At 60.9% G+C, this 22,394-nt stretch carries 16 protein-coding genes; 3 read left to right on the top strand and 13 right to left on the bottom strand.

What is annotated here, in order from left to right; translation table 11 throughout:
• Window positions 1-60: 60 nt before the first annotated feature.
• Entirely contained in the window at window positions 61-1,266 is a 1,206-nt protein-coding gene (gene zigA, locus ACQZ5H_RS07305; RefSeq protein ID WP_449097187.1) for a zinc metallochaperone GTPase ZigA, read from the top strand.
• Entirely contained in the window at window positions 1,263-1,433 is a 171-nt protein-coding gene (locus ACQZ5H_RS07310; protein ID WP_203428682.1) for a hypothetical protein, read from the top strand. Before zigA ends, ACQZ5H_RS07310 begins: the two co-directional genes overlap by 4 nt.
• A 48-nt stretch (window positions 1,434-1,481) precedes the next feature.
• On the opposite strand, the gene ACQZ5H_RS07315 is transcribed toward ACQZ5H_RS07310, so the two are convergent.
• From ACQZ5H_RS07315 to ACQZ5H_RS07365, 11 genes are all read right to left on the bottom strand, one after another.
• Window positions 1,482-1,805, bottom strand: a complete 324-nt coding sequence (locus ACQZ5H_RS07315) for an RcnB family protein (RefSeq protein ID WP_112715159.1) — start codon at window positions 1,803-1,805, stop codon at window positions 1,482-1,484.
• A gap of 129 nt (window positions 1,806-1,934) precedes the next feature.
• Window positions 1,935-2,432 (bottom strand): GNAT family N-acetyltransferase, encoded by a 498-nt coding sequence (locus ACQZ5H_RS07320; protein ID WP_203428681.1) that lies wholly within the window; start codon window positions 2,430-2,432, stop codon window positions 1,935-1,937.
• A gap of 7 nt (window positions 2,433-2,439) precedes the next feature.
• A complete protein-coding gene (locus tag ACQZ5H_RS07325) occupies window positions 2,440-4,053 on the bottom strand; it encodes a glycoside hydrolase family 43 protein (RefSeq protein WP_449097188.1) in 1,614 nt (537 codons plus the stop codon).
• Window positions 4,054-4,338: 285 nt separating this feature from the next.
• Complete coding sequence (mgrA, locus tag ACQZ5H_RS07330) at window positions 4,339-5,370, bottom strand: L-glyceraldehyde 3-phosphate reductase (RefSeq protein ID WP_449097189.1); 1,032 nt, start codon at window positions 5,368-5,370, stop codon at window positions 4,339-4,341.
• 85 nt (window positions 5,371-5,455) lie between these two features.
• The gene (locus ACQZ5H_RS07335; RefSeq protein ID WP_449097190.1) at window positions 5,456-6,589 is read right to left on the bottom strand and encodes a Gfo/Idh/MocA family protein; all 1,134 of its coding nucleotides are present in this window, start codon (window positions 6,587-6,589) and stop codon (window positions 5,456-5,458) included.
• Between the two features lie 8 nt (window positions 6,590-6,597).
• Window positions 6,598-7,359 carry a sugar phosphate isomerase/epimerase family protein gene (locus ACQZ5H_RS07340; protein WP_449097191.1) on the bottom strand — a complete coding sequence of 254 codons (762 nt, stop codon included), beginning with the start codon at window positions 7,357-7,359 and terminating at the stop codon, window positions 6,598-6,600.
• A gap of 35 nt (window positions 7,360-7,394) precedes the next feature.
• On the bottom strand, window positions 7,395-9,860 hold the full coding sequence (locus ACQZ5H_RS07345) for a beta-mannosidase (RefSeq protein WP_449097192.1): 2,466 nt from the start codon (window positions 9,858-9,860) through the stop codon (window positions 7,395-7,397).
• Between the two features lie 120 nt (window positions 9,861-9,980).
• Window positions 9,981-11,066 carry an ABC transporter ATP-binding protein gene (locus ACQZ5H_RS07350; protein WP_130278111.1) on the bottom strand — a complete coding sequence of 362 codons (1,086 nt, stop codon included), beginning with the start codon at window positions 11,064-11,066 and terminating at the stop codon, window positions 9,981-9,983.
• Between the two features lie 2 nt (window positions 11,067-11,068).
• Window positions 11,069-12,013: a carbohydrate ABC transporter permease gene (locus tag ACQZ5H_RS07355; RefSeq protein ID WP_130278110.1), complete on the bottom strand. Its 945-nt coding sequence runs from the start codon at window positions 12,011-12,013 to the stop codon at window positions 11,069-11,071.
• Window positions 12,006-12,911 carry a carbohydrate ABC transporter permease gene (locus ACQZ5H_RS07360; RefSeq protein ID WP_130278109.1) on the bottom strand — a complete coding sequence of 302 codons (906 nt, stop codon included), beginning with the start codon at window positions 12,909-12,911 and terminating at the stop codon, window positions 12,006-12,008. The genes ACQZ5H_RS07355 and ACQZ5H_RS07360 overlap by 8 nt, the downstream gene beginning before the upstream one ends.
• 208 nt (window positions 12,912-13,119) lie before the next feature.
• Window positions 13,120-14,355 (bottom strand): ABC transporter substrate-binding protein, encoded by a 1,236-nt coding sequence (locus ACQZ5H_RS07365; RefSeq protein WP_130278108.1) that lies wholly within the window; start codon window positions 14,353-14,355, stop codon window positions 13,120-13,122.
• Between the two features lie 456 nt (window positions 14,356-14,811).
• On the opposite strand from ACQZ5H_RS07365, the gene ACQZ5H_RS07370 reads away from it, so the two are divergent.
• A complete protein-coding gene (locus ACQZ5H_RS07370; protein ID WP_199629079.1) occupies window positions 14,812-15,852 on the top strand; it encodes a LacI family transcriptional regulator in 1,041 nt (346 codons plus the stop codon).
• Window positions 15,853-15,905: 53 nt separating this feature from the next.
• Here the strand turns inward: ACQZ5H_RS07370 and ACQZ5H_RS07375 are convergent, their stop codons facing one another.
• Both ACQZ5H_RS07375 and gndA read right to left on the bottom strand, forming a co-directional pair.
• The gene (locus ACQZ5H_RS07375; RefSeq protein ID WP_449097193.1) at window positions 15,906-20,630 is read right to left on the bottom strand and encodes a putative Ig domain-containing protein; all 4,725 of its coding nucleotides are present in this window, start codon (window positions 20,628-20,630) and stop codon (window positions 15,906-15,908) included.
• A 305-nt stretch (window positions 20,631-20,935) separates the two neighbouring features.
• Window positions 20,936-22,366, bottom strand: a complete 1,431-nt coding sequence (gene gndA / locus ACQZ5H_RS07380) for an NADP-dependent phosphogluconate dehydrogenase (RefSeq protein WP_449097194.1) — start codon at window positions 22,364-22,366, stop codon at window positions 20,936-20,938.
• Window positions 22,367-22,394: the final 28 nt, after the last annotated feature.

The raw sequence follows: 22,394 nt of genomic DNA on the forward strand, positions 1-22,394 counted from the left end.
TCCGCTCGCCTTTTTTCAGATCAACATATGTAATGGTATAACATTAATATGGAGACATCCATGAATAACAGGCTCCCGGTCACCGTCCTGTCCGGCTTCCTCGGCGCGGGCAAGACGACGCTGCTCAATCACGTCCTTTCCAATCGACAGGGCATGCGCGTCGCCGTCATCGTCAACGACATGAGCGAGGTGAATATCGATGCTGCGCTGGTGCGGGACGGCGGCGCCAACCTGTCGCGCACCGAGGAACAGCTGGTCGAGATGACCAACGGCTGCATCTGCTGCACGCTTCGCGACGACCTGCTGACCGAGGTCCGCCAGCTCGCCGAACAGGGCCGGTTCGATTACCTGCTGATCGAATCGACAGGTATTGCCGAGCCTCTGCCCGTCGCGACGACATTCGAGTTTCGCGATGAGGCCGGCGAGAGCCTTTCCGATCTCGCCCGGCTCGACACCATGGTCACGGTCGTCGATGCCGCCAATCTGCTGGCCGACTACGCTTCCACCGATTTCCTCGCCGATCGCGGCGAGACCGCCGGCGATGGCGACAACAGGACGATCGTCGATCTCCTGGTCGAGCAGATCGAATTCGCCGATGTCGTCATCCTCAACAAGACCGGCACGGCGACGCCGGAGCAGCGCGATGCCGCCCGCATCATCATCGCCGGGCTGAACCCGGATGCAAAGCTGATCGAGACGGATTTCGGCCGCGTCGAACTCGCAGACGTCCTGGGCACCGGCCGCTTCGATATCGACAAGGCCGAGACCCATCCGCTCTGGTACAAGGAGCTGCACGGCTTCCGGGATCATGTGCCGGAGACCGAGGAGTATGGCATCCGCTCCTTTGTCTATCGCGAGAAGCGTCCCTTTCATCCCGGAAAACTGCAGGCCTTCCTCGATCGCCCCTGGCCGGGCGTCGTGCGCTCGAAAGGCTTCTTCTGGCTGGCAACCCGCCCACATTATGTCGGCGAGATCAGCCAGGCCGGCGCCATCGTCCGCACCGGCAAGATGGGTCTGTGGTGGACGGCGGTGCCGAAGGAGCAGTGGCCGCGCGATCCCGGTTTCGAAAAGAACATTGCGCCCTATCTCGATCCTGTCTGGGGCGATCGCCGCCAGGAAATCGTCTTCATCGGCGCCGATCCGATGGACGAGGCCGAGATTCGCGCCGGGCTGGACGCATGTCTCGTCGATGCCGCGGACTTCACGCCCGAGAAATGGCGCGATCTTCCCGATCCCTTCGCCAGCTGGGCATTGCGCGCCGCATGAGCGAAAGAGCAAAGGCCTTCCGTTGCATCTGCGAGGAATGCGAACCGCTGCCGCCGATCCCCGGCCTCAGCATTCCCGAGCCGCAGCCAACCAATGCCAAGGCGCTGGCGGCGGCATTTCTGAAGGCAGCCATCGCGCGCAAGCCGGCTGCCGGTCAGGACAAATGAAAAAGGGCGGCATCGCTGCCGCCCTTTCTGTTTCATTCCCGCAACCGCTTAGCGGCCGGCGATGATGCTGGTGATGATGCCGGTGGCGACGCCGACCAGCAGGAAGTCGTTGTCGACCTTTACCCAGTGATAGCCGCGCGGCGGAGCCGACAGGCGGTAGCGGCGGTAATCGCGAACGTCAGCCATGCGGCGGCGCTCGGCGGCGGTGACGCGATGGCCCTTGGTCCAGCGGTACTTCTTGACGATGACCTGCTTGTGAACGTTCTTCTCGACGACCACAGGGCGGCGATAATCGTTGGCGCTAGCTTCCGAAGCAACGATCGGCGACAGCAGGAAGGAGGCGGAGAGAAGAGCGGCGAAGAACTTTTTCATTGGGGTTTCCTCGTGTTGAACACGCCCCGAAATTACGTCCATAAAGATGAACCGAATCTGAAATTTTAATTAAACTTCTGTAATCCAGACAAAGGCTTATGCCGGATATCTAATGTAGCGTTCGCAGCGTCAGCGGCGCACGATTGCCATTGAGATGACGTCGAGATAGCGCCCGTCGATGCAGACGAAGTCCTTGCCGATCCCCTCCCGAACGAAGCCGACGCGCTCGTAAAGCCGGATGGCGCGGGCGTTATCGGCGTGGACGTTGAGCTCGATGCGTACCAGCCCCTTCGACTGGGCATCCTCAATCGTCGTCCTGATCAGCCGCTCGCCAAGCCCTCTGCCGCGAAACGCCGGCAGGATGCCCATGCCGAGCGCACCGCCATGGGCATGGATAGGCTGCGCGTGGCGGCGGATATCGCACCAGCCGGCCACCGCGCCGTCGGCGATCGCCACGAATTGCGAATGGCCGTTGGCAATCATATCCCGTACGAAGGCCCGCGTGCTCTCGAGCGGCGGCGCCTCCAGGAAGGTCAAGTAGCGCCGCTCGCGGGCGACGGTATCGAGCGCTTGATGAAAGCCGTCGATATGCTGCTCGGCGATCGGGACGATGTCGATATCGTTCATTGTTCCCTCACAGCTCCTCGTAATTGAACCAGTCGAAATCGGCCGTCTTCGCCCTGCCCGACGTATCGAAGGCAAAGACGCCGGCAAAGGCGCCGGTAAACGAGCCATGCTCGCCGCGCCCACCCTCATCGGAAACGACGCCGGCATCGAGCTCGGGGCCTACAGGTTGCCAGGCGCCCATACCCTCGGTCTGCCAGAAGAACTGCAGCCCGTTCTCGCGGATTTCCATCGACAGCTGGACGCGGCCTTCTGCGGGCACTGCCACACCGCTGCCTGCGGGGAAGCTCAGCCGCCCATTCGGATAATCGCCATCGCAGGAGAGCACCGTCACGCAGCGCCCGAGCTTCTCATGCAGCGTCACTGCGACGGCATGGAACTTGTGGCGGTTATAGTAATGCGTCAGGCCCGCCACCTGCTGGTAGGTATCCGGCTGGAACTCGACGGCCGTCTCGGCGCGGAAGCTGTGATGTTCCTGGCGGCGCGCCACCAGCGACTGCTCGAACCAGGAACCGATGCTTTCGCGGGCAATCAGCCGGAGATGACCGGGCCGCTCCGTCAGATTGAAGATGCGCTGCGGCTCCGGCGTGCGCAGCCACTGGAAATCGGCGGGCAGCTTGCCACCGTCGAAACTGTACTCGGTGCGAACCGGCTTTTCGGCAAGCGTCGCACCATTCAGGCCGGGCACCTCGACATCGGGCACGACGGTGCCATTTTCGAGATAGAGCCAGCCGTCTTCCTTCCACACGCATTTCTGCAGCGCCGTCTCGCGCCCCAGCGTGCAGCGCCGCTTCGGCGGCATCGGCCGGCCGCAGAGATGGGTGTGATAGACCTGCCCATCCGGCGTCTCGACATATTGCCCATGCCCTGCCCGCTGCAGCACCGCACCCGGCTGGTCCTTGGAGGTGATCAGATGCATGTTCGGATGCATCTCATAAGGACCATCGATGCTGCGCGAACGCGCCATGGTCACCGCATGGTCGTATCCGGTGCCGCCTTCGGCTGTCGTCAGATAATAGTAGCCGTTCTTCCTGAAGATATGCGGTCCCTCGACGAGCCCCAGTGGGCTGCCGGCAAAGATGTTCTTGATCGGCCCGACGAGCGAACGCGTCTCGGCGTCCCACTCCTGCAGCAGGATGCCGTCGAAGGCCGGTGATTTCGGCGCCCCGCCATAGCTCTCGGTACGGTGGTTCCACTGCATGTTGACGAACCACTTGCGCCCGTCCTCGTCATGAAACAGCGACGGATCGAAGCCCGACGAATTGACATAGATGGGCTCGGACCATTCGCCGTCGATCGTCGGCGACGTGACGATGTAATTATGCGCATCCTTGAAATTGCCGTCGAAGCGCTTGACGTCGGTATAGACAAGCCAGAACAAACCATCCGCATAGGAAAGACAGGGCGCCCAGACGCCGCAGCTGTCAGGATTGCCGCGCATGTCGAGCTGCGACTTGCGCTCCAGCGGACGCTTCACAAGCGTCCAGTTCACCAGGTCGCGCGAATGGTGGATCTGCACGCCCGGGTACCACTCGAAGGTCGACGTCGCGATGTAATAGTCCTCGCCGACACGGCAGATCGACGGGTCCGGATTGAAACCGGGCAGAATGGGATTGCGGATCATGGCGGCTCCTCCAGAATTTGCGGTACGTACGTCAATTTCGCCGGGGCTGTGAGCATTAATACCCGTCTCCCCCTCATCTCTGTGCTCTTAGGGCTACGCCCACGGGATGTCACAGAGATCCAGCCGCCGCGCGTCCGCGCGGCGAGAAGAGTCTTACCGGCCCAAGGACTTGGGCCGGCTGGATTCCTGTGACATCCCGTGGGCGCAGCCCTAAGGGCACAGGAATGAGGGAGCATGGTGAAACGTTGTCCGCCAAACTCCCCCGGGCGTCATCAATCACCCAGCCTATTCCAGCTCAGCCGACTTAGCCCACAGATTGATATCCGCTTCCTTGGCATAGACATCGATCTGCTTCAGCTCGTCTGCGGTGAACTCGAGATTGTCGAGCGCCTTGACGCAATCGACGATCTGCGAGGAGCGGCTGGCGCCGATCAGCGCCGAGGTCACGCGGCCGCCGCGCAGCACCCAGGCGATCGCCATCTGCGCCAGCGTCTGGCCGCGCTTCTCGGCGATCTCGTTGAGCTTCTTGATGTTGTCGATGATCGAAGGACGGATGAAGTCCTTCTTCAGGAAGTGGTTCTGCGCCGCGCGGCTGTCCTGCGGGATGCCACCGAGATACTTGGTCGTCAGCATGCCCTGCGCCAGCGGCGAGAAGACGATCGAGCCCATGCCCGTTTCATCGAGCGTATCGAGCAGCTTGTCGTCCTCGACCCAGCGGTTGAGCATCGAATAGCTCGGCTGATGGATGAGGCATGGCGTGCCGAGATCTTTCAGGATCGCGGCCGCTTCGCGGGTGCGCTGCGAATTATAGGACGAGATGCCGACATAGAGCGCGCGGCCGGAACGGACGATATGATCGAGCGCGCCGCAGGTCTCTTCCAGCGGAGTCTCCGGATCGAAACGGTGCGAGTAGAAGATATCGACATAGTCGAGCCCCATACGCTTCAGGCTCTGGTCGCAGGACGCGATCAGATATTTGCGGCTGCCCCACTCGCCGTAAGGACCCGGCCACATGTCGTAACCGGCCTTGGACGAAATGATCAGCTCATCGCGCAGACCTGCGAAATCGGTGCGCAGGATCTCGCCGAAAGCGGTCTCGGCGCTGCCGGGAGGCGGGCCGTAATTGTTGGCGAGGTCGAAATGAGTGATACCGAGATCGAAGGCCGTGCGGCACATGTCGACCTTGCGGTCATGCGGCGTGTCGCCGCCGAAATTGTGCCAAAGGCCGAGAGAGACGGCAGGCAGCTTCAGGCCGGAACGGCCCGTGCGGTTGTATTTCATCTTCGAATAACGGTCGGAAGCCGGTTGCCAGCTCATGGTTCTATTCCTTTAAGAAAATCGCGCGGGCAGTTTGCCCGCGCGGGACAATAGTCGTTTGAAGCCTCACTTCAAGAGCGGGCGATTACCGAAGCAGCGCCTGCGCCTCTTCGATGCCGAGAGCGGCCGGCTGCGTGCAGGTCGTCGTCAGCTCGATGAAGCGTCCCTCTTCGCCCGACTTCAGGATCGAGGTCATGACGTCGACACCGTGCAGCGTGCGGTCGAGCGAGCAGCGCGCATCACGCCCCTCAATGATCGCCATCGCCATGTCGGCGAGACCGGCCGTGCGGTAGTTGGCGCGCGGTCCCTGTGGGCTCTCCTGGTTGAAGATGCCGAAGGGATGATCCCAGCCCTCGACCGGCTTGATGTCCTTGTCCTTGCCGCTCGCCTCGACGACGCCGCCAAAGAAGTTCGGATCCGGCACATAGATCGAGCCTTCGGTGCCGTAGAGCTCCATATTGGCATGGCGGTGAGACCAGACGTCCCAGCTTGCCGTCAGCGTCACCGTTGCGCCGCTGACGAACTCGAGGATTGCCTGGATCGTCGTCGGCGTCTTCACCGGGATCACTTCGCCGTTGCGCGGCGCGCTGGTGATCGTGCGGGTTTCCGATGCCATCGAGGTCATGGCGCCGACGCGCTTCACCGGGCCGATCAGGTTGATCAGGTTGGCGATGTAGTAAGGGCCGAGATCGAGGATCGGGCCGCCGCCGGGCAGGAAGAAGAAGTCCGGGTTCGGATGCCACATCTCCATACCTGGGCTCATGACATAGCAGGCACCCGACGTGATGCGGCCGACGCCACCTTCATCGATATATTTGCGGGCAAGCTGATGCGCGCCGCCGAGGAAGGTATCCGGTGCGCAACCGACCGACAGGTTCTTCGCCTTGGCGATGCGGCGAAGCTCTTCGCCCTGCTCAAGCGTCAGGACCAGCGGCTTTTCCGAATACACATGCTTGCCGGCCTCGAGGATCGACTTCGAGACCGGGAAATGCGCGTCGGGGATCGTCAGGTTGACGACGACGTCGATCTCGTCGTTCTTAAGCAGCTCCTCGATCGTCTGGGCCTTGACGCCGTATTCGGCGGCGCGGGCTTCGGCGGCCTGCATGTTGATGTCGGCGCAGGCAAGGACCTTCAGGCCCTTGAACAGCGGCGACAGCGAGAAATAGGTGGTGGAGATGTTGCCGCATCCGATGATGCCAACGCCAAGTTCCTTGGTCATGATAAGCCTCAATAGGTCTTGTAGGATGCGATCGAACGGGTGATCAGGCGGTCGATATCAGCCGGATTGTCATGCTCGACGACGAAATGCTTGGCCTTGGTGCCCTTCAGCGCCGCGATCAGCTTTGCCCAGGGCAGCGTGCCGTGACCGACATCGGCCCAGCCGTCTTCGTTCTTGCTCTCGCCTGCAGGCGCGATGTCCTTGACGTGAACCGCCGTGATCCGCGAGCCGAGCTTTTCGATCCAGGCGAAGGGATCAGCACCGCCACGGACGACCCAGGCGATATCGGCTTCCCAGGAAATGTCCGGCGCGCCTTCGAAGATGCGTTCGATCGGCAGCGAGCCGTCGGCAAGCTTGACGAATTCGAAGTCGTGGTTATGCCAGCCGAACTCGTAACCTGCATCCTTGAAGGGCTTGGCCATCTCATGCAGGCGCTTGCCGAATGCCAGCCAGCCGGCACCATCTGTCGGGCGCTGTTCAGCCGCCAGATGCGGCGCATAGATCGAATCCATGCCGAGCGTCTTTGCGATGTTGAGCGACTTCTTGACTTCGCCGTCGAGAAAATCGGGGCTGAAATGGCCGGTCGCCATCGTCAGACCGTTCTTGTCGAGTTCGGCACGCAGGCTCTTCAGGCCCGCATCGTCGAGATCGGCATAGATGCCGCCGAAGCCTTCGACTTCCTGGTAGCCGGCCTTGCCGAGCTTTTCGAAGATCGCCGAATAGGGCTGGAAGTTGCGCGCGCTGTAAAGCTGGAAGCTGAGTTTCGTCATAGTATCCTCCTCGGGCCTCGTGCCCATCTTTCAAATCATTCTGCCGATTGGCAGGAATGCAGATCATAGAAACGGAAGTCCGGCAGCTTGCCCTTCTCGAGCGGATTTGCCGGGGTGAAGGTGATGCGGCGGGTCTCGCCGGCCGCCAGATCGAAGGCGTTGTCGGAATATTTTCCGTCCTCGTCCGTCTCGATCATCACGAAGAGCGCCAGTCCCTTCGCGGTGACATTGAGGCAGACCGAACCGTCCTCCTCGATATATTCGTGCGTGACCTGCAAGCCGGCGGGTTCGAGCTCCAGCGCCTTGTAGGTGCCGTGGACATAATGCCCCTCGCCGCCCATGCCGTTCGACGCGGTGAAGCGCCAGGCAAGCAGCGTCCCGTCTGGAACGTCGGACAGGTCGATCGAGGCAGCCGTGACCGCCGCATCCGGCGTGCAGATCGCCTGCACATCCCTGAGATGCTTGCGCTCGCCCTTCATCGTCAGGATCGAGATCAAGAGATCGACACTCACCTCGTCCAGCGTATCGTTGACCAGCGAGAAACGGATCGCCTTGCCGTCGTCATTGGGGATTGCGGCGACCGCGACCGGCTGGAAGAAGCGCTTGACGAGATAATGCATCGCCTTCCAGCGGCCGCCGTAATCGAGGCTCGACCACGAGGCCACCGGCCAGGTGTCGTTGAGCTGCCAGTAGATCGTGCCCATGCAATGCGGCTTCAGCGACCGCCAGTATTCCACCGCCGTCTTGATCGCCAGGCCCTGCTGGATCTGGCTGAGATAGACGAAATTCGGGAAATCCTTCGGGAAGCGGAAATAGCGGAACATCGTGCCGGCAATCCGCTCGTTGCCGCCGGCATTCTTCTGGTGCAGCTCCATCACCGGCGACGCGACGTTCATGTCCTTGGCATCGGCATAGGTCTTGATGACGGGCAACGATGTATAGGACTGGAACCCGAACTCCGAGCAGAAGCGCGGCCGCACCGTGCGGTAATTGTCGAACGACTTGTTCTCGTGCCAGACCGACCAGTAATGCATGTCGCCGGAACCATCGGCATGCCAGGCATCGCCGAAATCGAGATAGCCGGAAGCCGGGCTCGACGGCCACCAGATGGCGCCGGGCGCCGCCTTCTTCATCGCCAGTTCGATCACCCGGTTCAGGCGGTCGTAGGAGACGAGATAGCGGTCGCGGTCCTTGCGCGACTCCTCGAACCAGGTGAGCGCCCCGACCAGCTCGTTGTCGCCGCACCAGATGGCGATCGACGGATGCGAGGAGAGCCGCTTGACCTGATAGTCCACCTCGAGCGCAACGCTATCGAGGAAGTCATCGGTCGAGGGATAGAGGTTGCAGGCGAACATAAAGTCCTGCCAGACCATCAGGCCCAGCCGGTCGCAGAGATCGTAGAAATAATCCTGCTCGTAGAACCCGCCGCCCCAGACGCGGATCATGTTCATGTTGGCGGCCTTCGCCGACTGCAGCAGGTCCTCGGTCTTCTCCGGCGACGAGAGCGAATAGAGCGCGTCGGCCGGGATCCAGTTGGCGCCGCGGCAGAAGATCTCACGGCCGTTGACCTTGAACGCAAACCGGCTGCCGGCGGCATCCGGCGTGGTGATCAGCTCGACGGTCCTGAGACCGATCTGCTTGGTGACGCTATCGGCGGGAAGCTCGACCTTCAGCGTGTAGAGCGCCTGCTCGCCGCTGCCCGACGGCCACCAGAGCTTCGGCTTGTCGATCTGGAAGAACTGATTGATGACGGTCTCGCCGCCATTGACGCCGACATCGAGGCGCACCCGCTCGCCGTCGAGCTCGAAATGCACAGGCACGATGCCCGGGTCCTTCGAATAGAGCGTAGCGGTCACCTGCAGCTCGACGCTGCCGTCGAGATTATGCGTCTGGCGCGTGGTCACATGTTCGATGCGGGCCGTTTCCAGCTTCTTCAGCGCGACCGTGCCGTAGAGACCGAGCGGCGCCAGCGCGATATTCCAGTCCCAGCCGAAATGGCACTGCGGCTTGCGCAGCATATTACCGTTCGGGATCGGCGAGTTGCCGGTCGAATAAGGAATGTAGAAAGGCTGCCTACCCTGCCGGTCGGCACCTTCAGCGATGCTCGACTTGAAGACGATGCGCACCGTGTTGTCGCCGGCCTTCAGCATCGACGTCACGTCAGGACGGTAACGGCGGAAGGCATTATCGGCCGAAAGCGCCAGGAAGCCGTTCACATAGACCGAGGCAACCGTGTCGAGATAGTCGATATCGAGATACCAGTCGCCCTCGGCTTCCTTGAGCTTGAAGCTGCGCTCGATCGTCCATTCCTGCTCGGCGACCCACTGGATCTTCTCTTCGTTCCGGCCGAAATACGGGTCCGGAATGAGATTGGCGGCATGCAGCGCGGTGTGCACGTCGCCTGGAATATCGATCGTGGTTTTGACCTCGCCATCGGCGGAGGCAAGGTGCCAGCTGCCCGAGAGGTCGATGGGGGAACCGTTCTTCGGCAAGGACGTCATGGTATGTTTCCGATCAGGCCGCCCTGGGAAGACCGATACCGGTCCGCGGCCAAACTTGGACGGCCTTTCGGCCGCTATTGAGGATAAGGCGGAGCTTACGCCCCGCCCCTATTGCGTTTGTCAGATCCGGTCCTCGGTCTCGGCATCGAAGACCGACGCGAGCGAGGTGTCGAAGCCGAGCTTGACCGGCGTGCCGGGGCTGAAGCGGCGCGCGCCGTTGATGCGTACCGACATCGTATGTCCGGCATGTTTCAGCCAGAGCAGATTGTCGGCGCCCATCGGCTCCTCGACGTCGACCGTCGCTTCATGAACTTCGGCACCGAGCTCCTCGTTGACCTTGATATGCTCGGGACGGACGCCGAGCACCACCTTTCGGCCGGGCTGCAGCGGCTCGGAAGCCTGGTATCCCTCCAGCGAGAAGGTCACGCCGTTTGCCACAAAGGCAGGCTTGCCGTTCGCAGTTGCCAGTTCGCCGCGCAGGAAATTCATCGACGGCGAGCCGATGAAGCCGGCGACGAAGAGATTGCGCGGCTTGTTGTAGATCGTCGTCGGATCGGCCAGCTGCTGGATGATGCCGCTCTTCATGATGGCGATACGATCGGCCAGTGTCAGCGCCTCGATCTGGTCATGGGTGACGTAGATCATCGTGTTCTTCAGCGACTGGTGCAGGCGCTTGATCTCGACGCGCAGCTCCGAGCGCAGCTTGGCGTCGAGGTTTGACAGCGGCTCGTCGAAGAGGAAGACGTCGACATCGCGCACCAGGGCGCGGCCGATGGCGACACGCTGGCGCTGACCGCCCGAAAGCTCGGCCGGCTTGCGCTTCAGGAGCGGCTGGATTTGCAGGATCTCGGCAGCCCGGGCGACGCGCTTGTCGATCTCCGCCTGAGGAACCTTGGCGACCTGCAGGCCGAAGGACAGGTTCTTCTCGACCGTCATCTGCGGATAAAGCGCGTAGGACTGGAACACCATGCCGATGCCGCGGTCCTTGGGCTCTTCCCAGGTGACGTTCTTGCCCTTGATGAAGATCTGCCCCGCCGATGCATCGAGAAGACCAGCAATGCAGTTCAGGAGCGTGGACTTGCCGCAGCCGGACGAACCGAGCAGGACCAGGAACTCGCCGTCGTTGATTTCGAGGTTCAGGTCCTTGAGAACGCTGACCGCACCGAAATTCAGCGACAGATCTTTGATGGAAACGCTTGTGTTCATGATCAACCTTTCACTGCGCCAGCGGCGATACCGCGGACGAAGAGACGTCCGGACACGAAGTAGACGATAAGCGGCACGAGACCGGTGAGGATCGTCGCGGCCATGTTGACGTTATATTCCTTCACGCCCTGCACCGAATTGACGATGTTGTTGAGCTGCACGGTCATCGGATAGGTATCCGGGCGGGTGAAGACGACGCCGAACAGGAAGTCGTTCCAGATACCCGTGACCTGCAGGATCATTGCGACAACGAAGATCGGCAGCGACATCGGCAGCATGATCCGGAAGAAGATCTGCCAGAATCCTGCACCGTCGATACGCGCCGCCTTGAAGAGTTCTTCGGGAAGCGAGGCGAAGTAGTTACGGAACAACAGCGTCAGGATCGGCATGCCGAAGATCGAATGCACGATGATCAGGCCGGTCAACGTCCCGTAAATGCCGATTTCACGCAGCACGATAACGATCGGATAGATCATCACCTGGTAGGGAATGAACGCGCCGACGACGAGGACCGCGAAGAAGAACTCCGAGCCCTTGAAGCGCCAGTTGGCAAGCGCATAGCCATTCACCGAAGCGATCGCGATCGACACGACGACCGAGGGCACGGTGATGCGCACCGAGTTCCAGAAGCCGCGCGACAGGCCATCGCAATTGAGGCCGGTGCAGGCCGTCGCCCAGGCCTTCACCCACGGCTCGAAGGTGATTTCCATCGGCGGCGAGAAGATATTGCCCATACGGATTTCAGGCATGCCCTTCAGCGAGGTCACGACCATCACGTAGAGCGGCAGCAGGTAATAGGCGGCGGCGACGAACAGCGTGCCGTAGAGCATGATGTTGCGCGCCGAAAGAACAGGCTTCGGCCGCGGGCCGCTCGGGCCTGAACCAAGCTTGGAGGCGACGGCGTCGATGCCGGCCGCGGTGGTGTTGAGGGTTCCGGTATTAGCCACGCTTGCGCCCTCCGCCGAATTCCAGATAAGCCCAGGGAATGATGATGATGGCGACGGTGATCAGCATCATCGTCGAGGCCGCGAAGCCCTGTCCGAGGTTCTGCGCCTGGAACATGTAGTCATAGACATACTTGGCAGGCACTTCGGACGAGATGCCCGGACCGCCTGAAGTCTGCGCCACGACGAGGTCGTAGACCTTGACGATACCGCTGGCGATGATGACCAGCGTGGTGATGAAAACCGGGCGCATCATCGGGATGACGATGAAGAGATAGGTCTTCCACATCGGAATGCCGTCGACACGCGCCGCCTTCCAGATGTCCTCATCGATGCCGCGCAGACCGGCAAGCATCAGGCACATGACGAGCCCGGTCCCCTGCCAGAGAGCGGCGATCAGGACGCCGTAAATGACGATGCTCGGCGTATAGAGCGGGTCGAAAGTGAAGCTCGTCCATCCGAGCGACCGGATCACCGACTGAACGCCGAATTCCGGATTGAGCACCCATTGCCACACGAGACCGGTGACGATGAAGGACAGAGCGAAAGGATAAAGGAAGATCGTACGGAACGTGTTCTCGAACCGGATCTTCTGATCCATCAGCGCGGCCAGCACGAAGCCGATCACCAGGCTGAAGATCAGCGACAGGATGCCGTAGAGGGCAAGGTTTTCGATCGAAACGATCCAGCGCGGTGCAGCCCAGAGGCGCTTGTACTGGTCGAAACCGACGAAGCTCAACCGAGGCAGGAGCTTCGAATTGGTAAAGGAATAGAACACCGTCCAGAGCGTACCGCCGAGAAAGATGACCAGGGCGGTAAGGATCATCGGGATGGAAGCAATCTTCGAATTGAGATTGCGCAATAGTTGGTTTGGCCGGCCTGCTTGCGCTTGACCCGTCATTGTGACTCCTCCTGAATCGCAATTGCGTCTTGTGATCCAGAGCGGCACCGCTTGCGCGGCTGCCCTCCTTGTTTTCGTCGCCTCCCCTCACCATTCCGCACAGACGCATGGCGCTGCCGGGATGGAGCCGGACGCGGGATCGGACCCCGCATTCCGGAACGATCCGGCCCCACGCGGGAGCCGGATCGCCTCAGCGATCGGAAAACGATCAGTCGGCGGAAGAGATGATTTCAGCGAAGCGCTTCTGGGCGTCTTCCGGCGTCATCGACGGGTTCGCGAAGAATTCCGAGAACAGGTCTTCCTTCTGCTTCTGGCTGTCGGCCGAGAGCAGCTGGTCGGTACCTTCGATCACGTTACCCTTCTTGAGGATTTCCAGACCCTTCTTCATGCAGTCGTTGGCAGCGGCCAGGTCGACGTCGCCACGAACCGGCAGCGAGCCCTTCTTCAGGTTGAAGGCAACCTGGGTCTTGGGGTCGAGAAGCGTCTTGGCGAGAACGTCCTGCGCCTTCGACTTTTCTGCGTCCTTCAGTAGCGGGAAGTAGAAAGCATCGCCACCGGTGGAGATGATTTCGTTGACGCCGAGGCCCGGAAGGCAGGTGTAGTCGGTTCCGGCCTTCTGGCCGGCAAGCGCGAACTCGCCCTGCGCCCAGTCACCCATGATCTGACCGCCGGCCTTGCCGGTGATGACCATGTTGGTTGCCTGGTTCCAATCCTGAACGTTCGTGCCCTTCGACATACGGCGGGCATCGTCGGCAGCCTTGAAGACCTTCGCGACTTCGGGACCGGCAGCAGCTTCTGCGTCCTTGTCCTTGAACACCTTGTAGAAGGTATCCTTGCCGGCGATTGCGACCATCAGCACGTCGAACGCGCCGGTAGCCTGCCACGGCTGACCGCCGACGGCGAGCGGCACGATGCCGGCCTTTTCGAGAGCCGGAGCGGCAGCGACGAATTCATCCCAGTTCTTCGGCACTTCGACGCCAGCCTTCTTGAAGGCAGCGTTGGAGAGCCACAGCCACTGCCAGGAGTGGATGTTGACGGGAGCGCAGTAGATCTTGCCGTCGATCGTGCAGGAATCGAGCAGGCTCGACGGACGGATGATGTCCTTCCAGTGCTCTGCGGTGGCGACATCGGTCAGGTCGCGCATCAGGCCTGCCTGGACGAGTTCTTCAGCCTGGCGTCCATGGTTGAACTGCGTGGCGCCCATCGGGTCGCCGCCGGTGATGCGGCTGATCATGATCGGACGCGCGGTACCGCCGGAACCGGCAATAGCGCCGTCGACCCACTTGTTGCCGGTGGCGTCGAATGCCTTGGCGAGCTCGGCGACGGCAGCAGCTTCACCGCCCGAGGTCCACCAATGGGTGACTTCGAGATCGGTTGCCTGGGCTGCGCCAAGCGGAATGATGACGGAAGCGGCGAGCATTGCCGCGAACGAACGGATATTCATGAGTTCTCCTCCCTCACTGAAACGTTGCCGGAAAAACTTAGTGCAATCGATTTTTTGGCGCAACAGCCTGCTCGTAAAATTTTCTTTCAGCCGCTCCTTTGCTACCAATGCCTGTCCATAATTCACAAATCGGACAGGTATGGCGCAATTCTGCGCGGTCAATGCCGCAACGCACTTCACCAGATAAAACACTGTTTTAACAACGCAATTCTCACAAAATGTCGAAAATTCCAACGAAACACGCTTCGCAGGCGCAAAAAAACTGTGCGATTTTAGACGATTCAACCTATGCGTCTATTGCTGCGGCGCAAACATCAAAAAGTGCTCGACTTTTCTACTGTATCGTTACAGATTTTATTTCTCAGGGAGGAGACGCTTTTGGATGCCGCGGCGCTTACGGCGTCTCGAAAAAGCATCTATAAGCAGACGCAATTCGCGTGAGGGTACCTTAGGCCTATGGAAAGCAAGGGAAATTTCGGGGGAACGGCGGCGGCCGTCCAACGTGAGCGTCCGACGCTCAAGACGATCGCTTTCATGACCGGTCTCGGCATTACCACCGTTTCACGCGCCTTGAAGGACGCGCCGGATATCGGCGCCGAAACCAAGGAGCGGGTGCGCATGGTGGCGCGCCAGCTGGGCTACCAGCCGAACCGTGCCGGCGTGCGCCTGCGCACCGGCAAGACCAATGTCATCGCCCTCGTCCTGTCGATCGACGAAGAGATCATGGGCTTTTCGAGCCAGATGGTGTTCGGCATTTCCGAAGTACTGACGGGTACGCCCTACCATATCGTCGTCACCCCGCATTCGCACAGCAAGGACCCGATGATGCCGGTCCGCTATATCCTCGACACGGGATCGGCCGACGGCGTCATCATCTCGCGCATCGAGCCTGACGATCCGCGCGTGCGGCTGCTTGCCGAGCAGAACATCCCCTTCGCCACCCACGGCCGTACCGATGCCGGGCTGGTGCATCCCTATCACGACTTCGACAACGAGGCGTTCGCCCACCAGGCGGTGCAGCGCCTCGTCGATCGCGGACGCAGGCATATCGCCCTGCTCCAGCCACCGAGCAAGCTCACCTACTACGCCCATACCCGCATCGGCTTCCAGACCGGCCTGCATGACTACGGCGCCGAGGAAGTGCCGCTGCGCGTCAACATCGATGCCCCGCTCGACGAGATCAGGAATACCATTGAGGCGATGATGCGCTCGCCGAATGCTCCCGATGGCATCGTCTGTTCCGCTGGCAGCGCCGCCATTGCCGTCAACGCCGGCATCGAGGCTGCCGGCAAGCGCCTCGGCAAAGATGTCGATATGGTCTCGAAGGAATCCGCCCCGATCCTCAACTGGATTCGCCCGGAAATCATCACCGCCTACGAAGACGTCCGCCACGCCGGCCGCGAAATGGCCAAAGCCGTCATCGCCCGCATCGACGGCATCGAACCGGAGCTGCTGCAGAGCGTCAGCAAGCCGGTCTGGGCGGATGGGCGAAGCTGAACAGATCGGCAGCCTGGCGGCATGGCCGCCAGACTGAACGGCAAGACCCGGTTCTAGAACCGTTTTGCCGCCCCCACCCTGGTACCGGCCGACGCCTCACCGTCTCCCTCCACATTCAGGAGCAGGCTGACATCGATCATCCACTGATCGACCGTCTGGATGGACAGCCCTGCGGTGAGCGATCCGAATGCGCCCGATCCATCCAGACCGGAGAATCCGGTCGTCAGGCCGAGCTTCGGCGTCAGCACCGAACCGCTTTCTACTGTAAACGACCGGGCAATCTCCGCTCCGAGGCTGAGACGGAATTGTTCTGCGTCAAAGCCATCGATCACGATGGTATCGCCGGCCCCGTTGCTGACGGCGTAATCCTCGACCCTTTCGGAGAAGTAGACTGCCCGCAGCTTTGGCGTCAGGATGGTGTCGCCATCGATTGCCCACTGCCCCTCGATCGAGGTATCGGCCATCCAGCGGGTCGTATCGAACGTGCCGTCCCAAAAATACGTATCGATGTCGTTGGACGATCCGCCGTAGAGCAGGCTGGCATTCCAGAACACGTCCTTGCCGATTTCAAAGGAGGCGTAAGGACCCGCCAGCCAGCCGTTTCCACTCAGTTCCGCATCGGCATCCGTCGGATCGGTCATACGGTCGTAATGCAGGGAGAAGCCGAGCAGTGCCTTGTCGGAGAGCAGGTAATCCGCTCCCAAGTTGATCATCGCGAAGCTGCCCCACTTTCCGTCATCGGTGTCGCCATCCCTGTGCGCCAGAAATGCGCCGTCGATCCAGATGTTGAAAGGCGAAAGATCGGCACTCTTCCCACCCACCGGCGTGTGGCCTGCCGCTTCCATCTGCGCGAGGCTGGTGGAAAAGCCGACGGTCAGTCCGTTCTCGGACGGCATCAGGCGCGCGGTCACAGGATTGCTTTCCTGCTGCATCTGGCGGCGCTCAAGAAGGCCCGGCACCTTGACGGTCGAGGAAATCATGTTCTGGCGGCTTCGCACAAAGTCGTGAACTAGATGGTCGATATCCTCCGCGACCTGGCCCGCAGCGACGTTCAGATTATACGTCACGGTGCCGGTATTCGAAACACCGAGCGCGCTGGTAAGCCGGAAGCCCACTCGAACCTGGCCCGAATATGCAGGGTTTGGTGTGAACTGAAGGTACCACCCGACGGGCATAACCGGTCCCGATTGCGCCAGCTGCCCCTGAATGATCGCCGAGCTGCCGGCATTGGCGGGTTCGACAAAGGTAACGGCAGCGGACGTGAACGGCCCCCCCGTTGCCCCGCGGTTGAGATAAACGTCAGACGGCGACGAACCAGCCGGCACGTTTACAACCTTGTCGGTCACTGTAATATCCTGCGCCTTAACCTTCAGGGTGTAGGCTGCAGTGCCGGTCGCGCCGTTGTTGTCCCGCACTTGAATGCTGAAGCCATAGTCTCCTTCAGTACTCGCGTCCAAGGGACCGGAAAGCTCGCCCGTCGAGATATTCAGCACCATTCCTTGCGGAAGGGTTCCTGACGAAACGCTGTAGATCAGCGGCGCGGTCCCGCCTGCGGCACTGATCGCCTGACTGTAGTCCTCACCGGCCATCGCCTCGCTCAGCGCTCCGGCGGCGGGTGTGAAGACGAAGGTCGCGCTACCGGCTACGTCCACCTGCAGCGAATAGGATGCCGTACCCGTTGCGCCGTTTGTATCCGTTGCAGTGATGGTAAAGCTGAAATTTCCGTCTGCCGTCGGCGTGCCGGAGATCGTGCCATCGGTTGCAAGCGACAGACCCGAAGGTAACGATCCGGTGGTGACCGCATAGGTATAGGGAACACCGCCACCCGAGGCAGCGATTGTCTCGCTATAAGCGGTTCCAGCTGTGCCTGTTGCCAACGCACCGGCAGCCGGCGCGAAAGTGAAAGTCGGCGCAGTGACCGTGATGGTCACGGTCGCCGGTGATGATGTGCCTGCGGGATTGGTCGCCGTATAGGTAAAGCTGTCGGCGCCCGAATAGCCCGCAACAGGCGTATAGGTGATCGCCGTGCCGGACGCCGTCGCTGTGCCGTGGCCAGCCGCCGAGGCGACCGCAACCGATGCAGGCGCGCCGCCGGTGACATCGAGCGTAATCGGATTGGCCGATGAATTCGCTGCTACCGTCGCCGAAACCCCATTGGCGAAGGGAGCCTGGGCGCCGATGACAAGTGAGTAGGATGCCGTGCCCGTCGCGCCGTTTGTATCGGTTGCGGTAATGGTGAAACTGAAATTTCCGTCTGCAATCGGCGTGCCGGAGATCGTGCCATCGGTGGCAAGCGACAGACCCGAAGGTAACGAGCCGGTGGTAACCGCATAGGTATAGGGAACGCCGCCACCCGAAGCAGCGATTGTCTCGCTATAAGCGGTTCCGGCTGTGCCTGCTATCAACGCACCGGGAGCCGGCGCGAAAGTGAAAGTCGGCGCAGTAACCGTGATGATCACCGTCGCCGGTGACGATGTGCCGGTGGCATTGGTCGCCGTGTAGGTGAAGCTGTCGGTGCCCGAATAGCCGGCAGTCGGTATGTAGGTGATGGCCGCACCTGAAGCCGTCGCCGTGCCGTGCGATGGAACAACTGCAATCGCAACGGTTGCTGCCGTGCCGCCCGTGATATTTAATGTGACTGGATTGGCCGATGAATTCGCCGCGACCGTCGCTGAAACTGCGTTGGCAATCGGGGCAGCCAAGGATGGCGCCGGGGTGACGGAGTTGGAGGCTGCAGACGCCGTGCCGGCGCCGGTGCTGTTGTTTGCCGTCACCGTGAAGGTGTAGGCCGTTCCGTTGATCAGACCACTGACGGTGATCGGGCTTGCCGATCCCGTCGCCGTCAAGCCGCCGGGGCTCGACGTCACCGTGTAGTTGGTGATCACCGCGCCGCCATTGCTTGCCGGAGCGCTGAATGACACCGTTGCCTCGCCGTCGGCCGCAGTGGCCGAACCGATCGTTGGAATGCCGGGAACGACCGCATTCACAGTCCCGCTGTATGTCTGGCTGCCTGTGAAACCGTTGCCGTCAGTCGCCTCGGCCGTGAAACTGAAGCCGCCGGCGGCTGTCGGGGTGCCCGACAGGGCTCCACTGGCGGACAAAATCATCCCGGCCGGTAAGCTGCCGGCGCTTATACCGAACGTATAGGAGCCATTTCCACCGCTCGCGGTAAGGGTCTGAGCATAGGCCGTGCCGAAGGCCGGCGCCGGTAAGGTCGTCGGCCCGATCGAGATCGTCGGCGCCGCGATGTTCAGCGAGATCGTCGAGCTGGTGAAGGTGAAAGGACCGGTGCCTAAACTGCTGTCGGTGCCTGTCACCGTAAAGGTAAAGTTCCCGCTTGCCGTCGGCGTACCGGATATTGTGCCATTGCTGCCAAGTGAGATGCCCGCGGGCAGTGCGCCGCTCGCAAGCGTGGTCGAGAAAGTATAGGGCGCCCGCCCGGCGCTTGCCGTCAGCGTCTGGCTATAGGCGGCGCTGCCGGTACCGGCAGTCAAAGTCGTCGGCGTCACGGTGATGGTCGGATTGCCCACGGGAACTGTGACCGTAGCCGGAGAGGACGGGCCAGCACTGTTGCTTGCGGTGAAGGTGAAACTGTCTGTGCCACTGAAGCCGGTCGGCGCCGTATAGGTTACTGCACCCGTGCCGGGGTCAACGCTTACGCTGCCGCCTTGAGCAGTCGTGGCCGAGCCTACGGCATAGCTGGTCGGACTGTTGGTAACGTGAGTGTTGAGGGCGATATTGGCAGCACTGGAGCCGTAGGGAACGATCGCCACCGCAAAGGAGGTCGCCACCGGCGGCGAATTGATCGTCAGGGAAACTCCGGCCGAGGTGGCGTCCGGCAACGCACCACCCGATGCAATGACCCTATACTGATACCCGTCCATGCCAGCCGTCGCGCCGGTAATGGTCAGCGTCGCCGTGGTGGCGCCGGAATATGGCGCGCCGTTGATGATATTGGCGTAGCCACCACCACCGGTATTCACTTGCCATTGGTAGCTTGTCGCATCGGACGCGACGACGCTGAAGGTCGCAGTCCCTCCGGCGTTGACAATGGCCGCTACAGGCGCCGTGGTGATTGTGGGAGCTACGGGTGCGGAGACGCAATGTACGGAAACCGTAAGATCGGCATTCTGGCCATTGGCATAAACCATACGTAGGCCGCCACTCGCCAAATCCGTACCGGAGACAGTTGTGGAAGTCCCTCCAATGCTGAACGCGCCGGAAAAATACTCAAGGTACCCATTCACAACATCGCTGTCGTATGCAAAAAAATAACTGTCCGCGCCAGGTGCGCCATCTGAGATTGAGAATGACACCTGATCTGTAGGCAGAAAATCGGACGCCGGATAGCTTTTGTCCTGAACACCCCAGTCTGTCTCTTCGATCCAAGGAAGATGTACGTTGGTCCAGTCGGCATTGATCGCCTGACATGCATTTGACTCGGCAAGCGCCTGCGTCGATGTCACGGATAGGAACGCAAGCAGAAGCGCTGGAACGAGCAACAGCCGGTTGCGGGCGAGCAGTGGCGCGTTTCCTGGCCCCGCCGAACGCAAGGCCTCGGAACTGAAAAGCCGCATGGCTCTGCCGGCATCGCGCTTCAACACGCCAAGCAGCGCCATGAAAACGGTAAGAACGGCCTGTGACACGATTGAAGCAGAGGAGGAAACCGGAGGATTATGCGGCGGTGAAGCATATGCGCGATTGGTTTGAAGCATATCGGAGATTGCTTCTCTGGCGTCCGCGACGCACTCTGCACGTAAATGCATTTTCCCCCGCATGGCATCTGGATCCTCTGAGGGAACTCATGCCGCAATCGCCTGAAATAAAGTAAGTGTCGTCAATGCTGAAAGTTTATACGAATCGATAGATTGTGACGGGTATCTATACATATCCTGCGAGCAGAATTTTATAAAAATTCACCTTACGGTCGTAAATATCAATATTTGAATTTAGCGTTGCAATAAAGACGCAAAGTTGCATCGGCAAACGTACTTTCATTCGAAGATTGCCAAGAAAATCGGTGTTCCGGACAATAAAAAAGCCCGGTCAAAACCGGGCTTTTCTCACTCCAGATAGACAGACCTCAGAAGGTCGCAGCACCGCTGCCCCATGGGCCGTGGTGGAAGTCCTTGCCATCCAGGCGATCGAAGCCGTGGGCGCCGAAGAAGTCGCGCTGCGCCTGGATCAGGTTGGCAGTGCCGCGGCCCTGGCGGTAGGCGTCGAAGTAAGTCAGCGCCGAGGTCAGCGCCGGAACCGGCAGGCCGGCCTGCAGGGCGGCGGTGACGACGCGGCGGAGCGCCGGGATCGATTCCTTGACCATTTCCGAGAACGCGGGCGTGACAATCAGATTGGCCGCGTCGGGCGCCTTGGTGAAGGCCGAGGTGATCTCATCGAGGAACTGCGAGCGGATGATGCAGCCGTCGCGCCAGATCTTGGCGATCGTCGGCATCGGCAGCGACCATTTGAACTCGCGGGATGCTTCCGCCATGACGGCGAAGCCCTGCGCATAGGCGCCGATCTTGGCGGCGAACAGCGCCAGTTCCAGATCCTTATCGAGCTCGGGACCGTAGGCGATCGGGAACTTGTAGTCCGGCTTGCCGAAGATCTTCTCGGCAGCTTCGCGCTGATCCTTCATCGAGGAGATCGAGCGGGCAGCAACGGCGGCTTCGATGGCGGTCGCCGGGATGCCCATGTTCTGCGCTTCGATCGCCGACCACTTGCCGGTGCCCTTCTGGCCGGCCTTGTCGAGGATCATGTCGACCATCGAGCCCTTGGAGATCGGGTCGGTGGCGGCAAGCACCTTCTCGGAGATCTCGATCAGGTAGGAGTTCAGGCGGCCCTTGTTCCACTGACCGAAGATCTTGCTGATCTCCTGCGAGTTCTTGCCGAGACCATCGCGGAAGATGCCGTAGATTTCAGCGATCATCTGCATGTCGGCATATTCGATGCCGTTGTGGATCGTCTTGACGAAGTGGCCGGCGCCGTCATTGCCGAGCCAGGCCACGCAGGGGTCGCCCTTGTACTTGGCAGCAATCGAGGTCAGCACCTTCTCGACGCGCTTCCAGCTGTCTTCCGTGCCGCCGACCATGATCGACGGGCCGTGACGCGCACCTTCTTCACCGCCGGAAACGCCCATGCCGATGAAGGTCAGGTCGGTATCCTTGAGGCGGTCGAAACGGGCGATCGTGTCGCGGAAATTGGCATTGCCCGCGTCGATCATGATGTCGCCCTTGGAGAGGTACGGACGCAGAAGTTCCATCTGCTGATCGACCGGCTCGCCGGCCTTGATCATGATGATGATCGGGCGCGGCGGGCGGATCGCCTCGACGAATTCCTCGATCGTCTTGCACGGAATGATCTGCTTCTTCAGATCACCGGCGCTCTCGTAGAATTCATCCGTTTTCTCCGGCGTGCGGTTGAAAACCGCAATCTTGTTGCCCTTTTCGGCAATGTTCAGCGCCAGGTTGGAACCCATGACGGCAAGGCCGATCAGTCCGATTTCTGCCTTTTCCACGACAATCCTCCGATGAGTCAAATTCGAC

Source organism: Rhizobium sp. 21-4511-3d (assembly GCF_053522545.1).

Coding starts and splice junctions, on each gene's coding strand:
- ACQZ5H_RS07335 (WP_449097190.1), bottom strand. CDS start 6,589: ATGACCAAGGAACTTGGCGTTGGCATCATCGGATGCGGCAACATCTCC.
- ACQZ5H_RS07315 (WP_112715159.1), bottom strand. CDS start 1,805: ATGAAAAAGTTCTTCGCCGCTCTTCTCTCCGCCTCCTTCCTGCTGTCG.
- ACQZ5H_RS07325 (WP_449097188.1), bottom strand. CDS start 4,053: ATGATCCGCAATCCCATTCTGCCCGGTTTCAATCCGGACCCGTCGATC.
- ACQZ5H_RS07370 (WP_199629079.1), top strand. CDS start 14,812: ATGGAAAGCAAGGGAAATTTCGGGGGAACGGCGGCGGCCGTCCAACGT.
- ACQZ5H_RS07340 (WP_449097191.1), bottom strand. CDS start 7,359: ATGACGAAACTCAGCTTCCAGCTTTACAGCGCGCGCAACTTCCAGCCC.
- ACQZ5H_RS07360 (WP_130278109.1), bottom strand. CDS start 12,911: ATGACGGGTCAAGCGCAAGCAGGCCGGCCAAACCAACTATTGCGCAAT.
- ACQZ5H_RS07365 (WP_130278108.1), bottom strand. CDS start 14,355: ATGAATATCCGTTCGTTCGCGGCAATGCTCGCCGCTTCCGTCATCATT.
- ACQZ5H_RS07345 (WP_449097192.1), bottom strand. CDS start 9,860: ATGACGTCCTTGCCGAAGAACGGTTCCCCCATCGACCTCTCGGGCAGC.
- ACQZ5H_RS07350 (WP_130278111.1), bottom strand. CDS start 11,066: ATGAACACAAGCGTTTCCATCAAAGATCTGTCGCTGAATTTCGGTGCG.
- mgrA (WP_449097189.1), bottom strand. CDS start 5,370: ATGAGCTGGCAACCGGCTTCCGACCGTTATTCGAAGATGAAATACAAC.
- ACQZ5H_RS07320 (WP_203428681.1), bottom strand. CDS start 2,432: ATGAACGATATCGACATCGTCCCGATCGCCGAGCAGCATATCGACGGC.
- ACQZ5H_RS07310 (WP_203428682.1), top strand. CDS start 1,263: ATGAGCGAAAGAGCAAAGGCCTTCCGTTGCATCTGCGAGGAATGCGAA.
- ACQZ5H_RS07375 (WP_449097193.1), bottom strand. CDS start 20,630: ATGCGGGGGAAAATGCATTTACGTGCAGAGTGCGTCGCGGACGCCAGA.
- zigA (WP_449097187.1), top strand. CDS start 61: ATGAATAACAGGCTCCCGGTCACCGTCCTGTCCGGCTTCCTCGGCGCG.